The following is a 7081-nucleotide window of genomic DNA, read 5'->3' on the forward strand; positions in this document are numbered from 1 at the left end:
AGCGAGACCACCGCCACCGGCCCCACCGCCAGCGTGCGGCTGGTGCCGAACACCGCATAGACCACCAGCGGCGCGATGCTGGCATACAGGCCCACCTCCGGCGGCAGCCCGGCCAGCATGGCGTAGGCCAGCGACTGCGGGATCAGCATGATGGTGACGATCACCGCCGCCAGCAGGTCGCTGCCGAGGGTGGCCCGGCCGTAGCCGGGCAGCCACTGCAGGATGGGCAGGTAGCGCTTGGGGGTCACGGGGCGGGCCTCAGAACTTGTTGATCGGCACCTTGAGGTAGACCTGGCCGTTGTCCTCGGCGGGCGGCATGTGCCCGGCGCGCATGTTGACCTGCACCGAGGGCAGGATCAGCTTCGGCATGTCGAGAGTGGCATCGCGCTCGGTGCGCATCTTCACGAACGCCTCCTCGCTGATGCCCTCGTGCACGTGGACGTTATGGTCGCGCTGCTCCGCCACGCTGGTCTCGTGCTGGTACGCCTCGCGCTCCGGCGCCTTGTAGTCATGGCACAGGAAGAGGCGTGTCTCGTCGGGCAGCGCCAGCACCTTCTGGATGGAGCGGTAGAGGGTGCGGGCATTGCCGCCGGGGAAGTCGCAGCGGGCGGTGCCGTAGTCGGGCATAAACAGGGTGTCGCCGACGAAGGCGGCGTCGCCGATCACATAGGTCAGGCAGGCCGGGGTGTGGCCCGGAGTGTGCAGAACCCGCCCTTCCAGGTTGCCGATGGTGAAGGTGTCACCCTCCTCGAAGAGGCGGTCGAACTGGCTGCCGTCACGGGCGAACTCGGTGCCGGCGTTGAAGGCCTTGCCGAAGACGTCCTGGACCACGGTGATCTTGGCACCGATGCCTGTCTTGCCACCCAGCGCCTCATGCAGGTAGGGCGCCGCGGAGAGGTGGTCGGCGTGGACATGGGTCTCGAGGATCCACTCCACCTCGAGCCCGTGCTCGCGCACGAAGGCGATGATCTCGTCGGCGGAACGGGTATCGGTGCGCCCGGCGGCGTAGTCGAAGTCGAGCACCGAGTCGAGGATGGCGCAGGAGTGGCTGTCGGGATCCTGCACCACGTAGCTGAAGGTGTTGGTGGGCTCGTCGAAGAAGTGGGTCACGATAGGCCGAGACATGGCTGACAACCTCCGTCATGGTGAGTCGCTGCTTGCTGGGTCCAGCATAGCCCAACAAATGTTATAAAGATAGATTATTTTGATATATGCGGCACCATTCCCCTGTCCTGAGGAAAACACCCCCAGCCTCGAGGGCGATGAGGCGCGCAGGCCAGGCGCCGGCCACTACTCCCAGGCGGCCCCTCCAGGGCATCCAGCGGGATCTTGAGTAGCGCTTGCCATTGACCTCGGTCTCCGGTAGGTGGCCACCCCGCGAATTCACCTGCAGGGCATGCAGGATCAGCTTGGGCATCGGCAGCTCGCTGTCCCGCGCTTCGCGCACGCTGCTCTCCCACACCGGCTCTCGGCCTCCCGGCATGTAGTCGCGTCCGGTGAACAGCCGGGTATCGTCCGGCAGCGCCAGGATCGTCTGGATGGAGCACCACAGCTGGTGGGCGTCACCGCCGGGGAAGTGGCCCCGGCAGGCTGCCGGGGCCAGGTGGTGCTCGGTTTACAGGGCCTTCTTGCAGAAGTACCAGTCGGTGTACTCGTAGCCTTCGCTGGCGCGCGCCTCGGCGCCTTCCATGGTGGCGGGCGGCGGCACGATCACCGGCTCGCCCGGCTGCCAGGACTCGGGCGTGGCCACACCGTGGGCATCGCTGGTCTGCAGCGACTTCACCAGGCGCAGCACCTCATCGACGGAACGACCGTTGGTCATCGGGTAGTAGAGCATGGCGCGCAGCACCCCCTCCGGGTCGATGACGAAGGTGGCGCGTACCGCGGCGGTGTCGCTGGCGCCGGGCTGGATCATGCCGTAGGCGTGGGCCACCTTCATGTTCAGGTCGGCGATGATCGGGAAGGGGATCTCCACGCCGAAGTTCTGCTTGATGCTGCGCGCCCAGGCAATATGTGAGTGCACGCTGTCCACGGACAGGCCAAGCAACTCGGTGTTCAGCGCCTTGAAGTCCTCGGCGCGGGTTGCAAAGGCCGAGAATTCGGTGGTGCACACCGGGGTGAAGTCGGAGGGGTGGGCGAACAGCACCAGCCACTTGCCCTGGTAGTCGGCCAGGGACTTCTCGCCATGGGTGGTCTTGGCGGTGAAGTCCGGCGCCGGGCGGTTGAGCTGGGGCATCACGGGCTGCGGGGTCGGATTATCCATCATGCTTCTCCTTCAGGGGTGGCGGTGAGCGAGCCTCACCTATATTTCGGTTATAATTTTATTCCCAAAATGGATATACCGACAAATTGAACCTGACGATGATCACGATAGAAAACCTAACTGACTGACCTGAAAAAGAAATGGCGCCATCGCCGCGAAGCGATGACGCCATCGAGAGAGCAGGCTCTTGCCCGCCCCAGGCTACTTCTTCAGCTTGCAGGTATTGATGCCCAGCAGGCCATAGGCCGGGCAGAAGTTGAGCAGGCCGGTGGCCAGGGGCAGGATGCCGATCCAGCCCCAGGCGCCGATGACGCCGGTCAGGGCCAGGCCGATCAGCAAGGCGCCGATGACGATGCGGGCGATCTTGTCGGCACCGCCCACATTGGTTTTCATGTTCACGGTGACTCTCCTCACAGGGCCGGGTGACAGCGCGCCGGCGGTCCAGCGGTAGCCGGCGGCCTCACCTGGGCGAAGGGGTTCAGAAGCTGAAGACCGGGACCTTGGGGTCGCGCATCATCTCGGCCATGGCGCCCGGTGTCGCCACGCCGACGCCCTCGCGCAGGTCGCCTTCCTCGTGGTCGGTGTTGGGCAGGTAGATGGCGCAGACCTCCACGCTGGCCCCCTCGCCCATCATCATCTGCATCAGCCCCTCGGGCTTGACGCCGCGCGGGCCGAGCTCGGTCTCGCTCTCGTAGCCCTCGATGGCCAGCTCACCGGCGGCGTCGCAGAGCAGGATATGCGGGGTGGTGCCCTGCTCGCGCATGGCATTGGCCAGGATCATCGCCATGCCCTGGGTCTGCAGGGAGTCGCTGGTCACGATAAACAGGGCCTTGTCGGCGTAGGCATAGTCGTCGTGACCATGATCATCACCGCCGCCATGACTGCCGGCCAGGGCAGGAAGTGACAGGCCGGCACTCAGCAACGCACCGGTGAGCAGGGATACCGCGGGACTCTTGCTCAGCCAAACCCTTTTCATAACTAAATCCTCTAAGCTAATGTCGAAAACCAACATTGGCCAAGGATAGACCAGCCCTATCATGGATGGCATGGGGCAAGACGTCGCACTTGATTCAGGTCAAGCGAAAGGCAACCGCTTCAGAGCTCGATGCGATCGCCGTAGGCGGGGATCTCGGCCTCGATGCCGCTTGCCGCCAGGGCGGTCTTGAAGGCCTCCTGGGTCTCGGGCTCACCGTGGACCAGATAGACGCGGGGGCTATTGCGGAAGGCGCCGGCCCAGCCGATCAGGTCGGTCTGGCCGGCGTGGGCGGAGAAGCCGCCGATGGTGTGCACCTTCGCCTTGACCGCCAGGTCCTGGCCCAGCACGCGCACCCGCTCGGCGCCGTCGATGAGCTGGCGACCCAGGGTGCCGGCAGCCTGGAAGCCGACGATCACCAGGCGGGTATTGGGCCTCTCCAGGTTGTAGCGAAAGTGGTGGATGATGCGCCCACCGGTGCACATGCCGGCCCCGGCGATGATGATGGCCCCGCCGTGGATGCGGTTGATGGCCATGGATTCCTCCACCGTACGGGTCATGCGCAGGATCGGCAGGTACTGGCGGGTGTCGCCGCTGGCGGCGATGTTGAGCACCTTGAGGTCCTCGGCATCCAGCGCCTTGCGCGCCCGGTGGTAGAGCTCGGTGACCTTGATCGCCATGGGGCTGTCGAGGAACACCAACTGCTGGCGCAGCCGCCCCTCGTGGTAGAGCACGCTGAGGTGGTAGAGGATCTCCTGGGTGCGCCCCACCGCGAAGGCGGGGATCAGCACGTTGCCGCCCGCCTCGTGGGCCTCCTCCAGCACCCGGGCGAACTCCTCCAGGGTCTCGTCCAGGGGGCGGTGGTCACGATCGCCGTAGGTGCTCTCGAGCAGCACCACGTCGGCTTCAAAGACCTTGTCGGGGTCGCGCATCAGCACCGAGCTGGGGTTGCCCAGGTCGCCCGAGAAGACCAGCCGCTTCTGCTGGCCGCCGGAGGGGATTGTCAGCTCGACAATGGCCGAGCCGAGGATATGCCCGGCATCGCGGAACACCAGGGTGGCGCCGCCGGGTAGGCCGACCGGCTGACCGTAGGGGTGGGATTCGCAGAGCGCCAGGGTGCGCTCCACGTCTTCCAGCTCATAGAGCGGCTCGATGAGCGGCTTGTCGTCGCGCCGGCGCCACTTGTTCTCCCACTCCACGTCCTTGGCCATGATGAAGGCGGCGTCCTGGAGCATGATCTCCAGCAGGTCGCGGGTGCCCCGGGTGCAGTGGATCGGGCCGCCGAAGCCCTCGCGCACCAGCTTGGGCAGCAGGCCGGAGTGGTCCAGGTGACCATGGGAGAGCACCACCGCGTCGATCTCGCCGGCCAGCTTACCGAAGGGCCGCTCGTTGGCGCGGTCGGCGTCGGGCCCGCCCTGGTGCAGCCCGCACTCCAGCAGCAGCTTCTTCGACCCGCCGCCGTCGCCGTCCACCTCGATCAGATAGCGAGAGCCGGTGACTTCCTTCACCGCACCCTGGAAGGTCAATGTCGACATGGTGGTGGGCTCCTTTGCCAGCGGACGTGCCGCGCGTGCCGCACGCTTATTGGCAGCATACTGGATCGGTGCAAAGGTGCCCATCAGGCCAGGAGGTGTCCGTCCTCTTGGCCGGTGCTGGCATTGACAACGACCACGCCCCGCGCCGTTCTCACGGCGCGGGGCGTGGTCGAGAAGGTCGACCGGAACCGCCGCTGGATCGGCGCTGCACCGACGTCAGTGGCAAACCGCGACGACAGGGCGACTCAGGGCTCAGCGGTAGACCGGGTACTCGGCGCAGAGGGCCTCGACCTTGGCCTTCACCTCGGCCTCGATGGCGGCGGTGTCCTGCCCCTTGGCCATGACGTCGAGGATGTCGCAGATCCAGCCGGCGAGCTCGCGGCACTCGCCCTCGCCGAAGCCGCGGGTGGTCACCGCCGGGGTGCCGATGCGCAGGCCGGAGGTGACGAAGGGGCTCTGGGGATCATTCGGCACGGCGTTCTTGTTGACGGTGATATGCGCGCGGCCCAGGGCGGCGTCCGCGTCCTTGCCGGTCAGGCCCTGCTTGATCAACGCGAGCAGGAAGAGGTGGTCCTCGGTGCCGCCGGAGACGACCTCATAGCCGCGCTCGATGAAGACGGCGGCCATGGCCTGGGCGTTCTTCACCACCTGCTGCTGGTAGGTCTTGAACTCGGGGTCCATGGCCTCCTTGAAGCAGATCGCCTTGGCGGCGATGACATGCTCCAGGGGGCCGCCCTGTCCGCCCGGGAAGACCGCCGAATGCAGCTTCTTCTCGATGGCTTCGTCGCCCTCGCTGGAGAGGATCAGGCCGCCGCGGGGGCCGCGCAGGGTCTTGTGGGTGGTGGTGGTGACCACGTGGGCGTGGGGCAGCGGGGTCGGGTAGACGCCGGCGGCCACCAGACCGGCCACGTGGGCCATGTCGACCAGCAGGTAGGCGCCCACCTCGTCGGCGATCTCGCGGAACTTGGCCCAATCGATGATCTGGGAGTAGGCGGAGAAGCCGGCGATGATCATCTTCGGCCTGTGCTCGCGGGCCAGCTTCGCCACTTCCGCGTAGTCGATGCGACCGCTCTCGTCGATGCCGTACTGCACGGCGTGGTAGTGCTTGCCGGAGAAGTTGGGCTTGGCGCCGTGGGTCAGGTGGCCGCCGGCGTCGAGGCTCATGCCCAGCACGGTATCGCCCGGCTTGACCAGCGCCTGGAAGACCGCGGCATTGGCCTGGGAGCCGGAGTGGGGCTGGACGTTGGCGTAGCTGGCGCCGAACAGCTGCTTGGCGTAGTCGATGGCCAGCTGCTCGACGATGTCGACATATTCACAGCCGCCGTAGTAGCGCTTGCCGGGATAGCCTTCCGCGTACTTGTTGGTGAGCTGGCTGCCCTGGGCCTCCATCACCCGGGGGCTGGCGTAGTTCTCGGAGGCGATCAGCTCGATGTGCGCTTCCTGACGGGCGACTTCCTTCTGCATCGCGTCGAAGAGCACATCATCGAAACCGGCAATCGTCATGTCACGGCTGAACATGGGCGGGGGACCTCGCATCAAGGGGGAAATCTGAGGCCAGCATGATACCCCACCCCCAGAGCGCTTTCACATGAAAGGCGATCATCCCGGGCTGCAGCGCATTCATGCGGGCCGTCGCCCACGCCCCTGGATCACCATCGCGCAGAATCTGCGCTACGGTTGGGCTGGGGGGCCTTGGCCATGGCGTCAACGCGTCTCGACGCTCATGTCGAGACGGTCGGGCAGCGCCAGGGGGTCGTCGGCCAGGCGGTCCAGGCGGCTCTCGGCGGGCAGGGTGACAAGGACCTCGAGCTCCTGCGCGCTGCCTTCCATCAGCGCCACCAGCCCGGTGAGCACGGCCTGCACCTGGGGGCCGAGCATCATCCCGAAGCCCATGGCCTGGGTGCGGGCCTGCTCCAGGTACTGGGGTTCGGTAACGCCCTGCATGGCCGCGCCCAGGGTCAGCAGGCGCGGGAAGAGCCCGCGGTCGCCCAGGGTCAGGCGCAGCTCGCCGCCAAGCAGGGTGGCGGCCTCCAGTAGCCCCTCGTCGGTGAACAGCTCCGCGGCGCTCACGCCCTCGGGCAGCCGTACCGGCAGTTCCACGCGGTGGGCCAGGCGCAGGGCATCCACCAGGTCGATGTGCCCGTCGCTGGCCAGGCGCGTATGGCCGTTGCGCTCCTCCCACTCGGCGTCGAAGTCGGCATCCAGGCGCAGACGGCCGCTGCCGTCGGTGAGCACGTTGCTGATCATGCGCAGCTGGGTGCGCTCCTCGGCCGGGGCCAGGTCGATCAGCCGCGCCAGGTCGAGCTCCAG

At 66.7% G+C, this 7081-nt stretch carries 7 protein-coding genes and 2 pseudogenes; all 9 read right to left on the reverse strand.

Features of this window, described 5'->3' with window-relative positions:
* A partial coding sequence (locus tag J5F18_RS16185; protein WP_346302258.1) for a SulP family inorganic anion transporter occupies window positions 1–248 on the reverse strand: 248 nt, incomplete at its 3' end.
* Window positions 249–258: 10 nt separating this feature from the next.
* Entirely contained in the window at window positions 259–1125 is an 867-nt protein-coding gene (locus J5F18_RS16190; RefSeq protein ID WP_346299577.1) for an MBL fold metallo-hydrolase, read from the reverse strand.
* A gap of 179 nt (window positions 1126–1304) precedes the next feature.
* Window positions 1305–1576: pseudogene (locus J5F18_RS16195) on the reverse strand (MBL fold metallo-hydrolase); the annotation flags it as partial.
* 39 nt (window positions 1577–1615) lie between these two features.
* Window positions 1616–2263: a peroxiredoxin gene (locus J5F18_RS16200; protein WP_346299578.1), complete on the reverse strand. Its 648-nt coding sequence runs from the start codon at window positions 2261–2263 to the stop codon at window positions 1616–1618.
* Window positions 2264–2464: 201 nt separating this feature from the next.
* Window positions 2465–2656, reverse strand: coding sequence for a DUF2892 domain-containing protein (locus J5F18_RS16205; RefSeq protein ID WP_346302259.1), 192 nt, complete (start codon window positions 2654–2656; stop codon window positions 2465–2467).
* 85 nt (window positions 2657–2741) lie between these two features.
* Window positions 2742–3239 carry a hypothetical protein gene (locus J5F18_RS16210; RefSeq protein WP_346299579.1) on the reverse strand — a complete coding sequence of 166 codons (498 nt, stop codon included), beginning with the start codon at window positions 3237–3239 and terminating at the stop codon, window positions 2742–2744.
* A gap of 119 nt (window positions 3240–3358) precedes the next feature.
* Window positions 3359–4771 (reverse strand): MBL fold metallo-hydrolase, encoded by a 1413-nt coding sequence (locus J5F18_RS16215; RefSeq protein WP_346299580.1) that lies wholly within the window; start codon window positions 4769–4771, stop codon window positions 3359–3361.
* Between the two features lie 252 nt (window positions 4772–5023).
* The gene (gene glyA, locus J5F18_RS16220; RefSeq protein WP_346299581.1) at window positions 5024–6289 is read right to left on the reverse strand and encodes a serine hydroxymethyltransferase; all 1266 of its coding nucleotides are present in this window, start codon (window positions 6287–6289) and stop codon (window positions 5024–5026) included.
* A 186-nt stretch (window positions 6290–6475) separates the two neighbouring features.
* Window positions 6476–7081, reverse strand: a pseudogene (locus J5F18_RS16225) (hypothetical protein); the annotation flags it as partial.

It is taken from the genome of Halomonas sp. BM-2019, assembly GCF_017584085.1.

What these genes read in the sequence shown, in the direction of transcription:
- J5F18_RS16205 (WP_346302259.1), bottom strand. Translation starts at nt 2,656, where the DNA reads ATGAAAACCAATGTGGGCGGTGCCGACAAGATCGCCCGCATCGTCATC.
- J5F18_RS16200 (WP_346299578.1), bottom strand. Translation starts at nt 2,263, where the DNA reads ATGGATAATCCGACCCCGCAGCCCGTGATGCCCCAGCTCAACCGCCCG.
- J5F18_RS16215 (WP_346299580.1), bottom strand. Translation starts at nt 4,771, where the DNA reads ATGTCGACATTGACCTTCCAGGGTGCGGTGAAGGAAGTCACCGGCTCT.
- glyA (WP_346299581.1), bottom strand. Translation starts at nt 6,289, where the DNA reads ATGTTCAGCCGTGACATGACGATTGCCGGTTTCGATGATGTGCTCTTC.
- J5F18_RS16210 (WP_346299579.1), bottom strand. Translation starts at nt 3,239, where the DNA reads ATGAAAAGGGTTTGGCTGAGCAAGAGTCCCGCGGTATCCCTGCTCACC.
- J5F18_RS16190 (WP_346299577.1), bottom strand. Translation starts at nt 1,125, where the DNA reads ATGTCTCGGCCTATCGTGACCCACTTCTTCGACGAGCCCACCAACACC.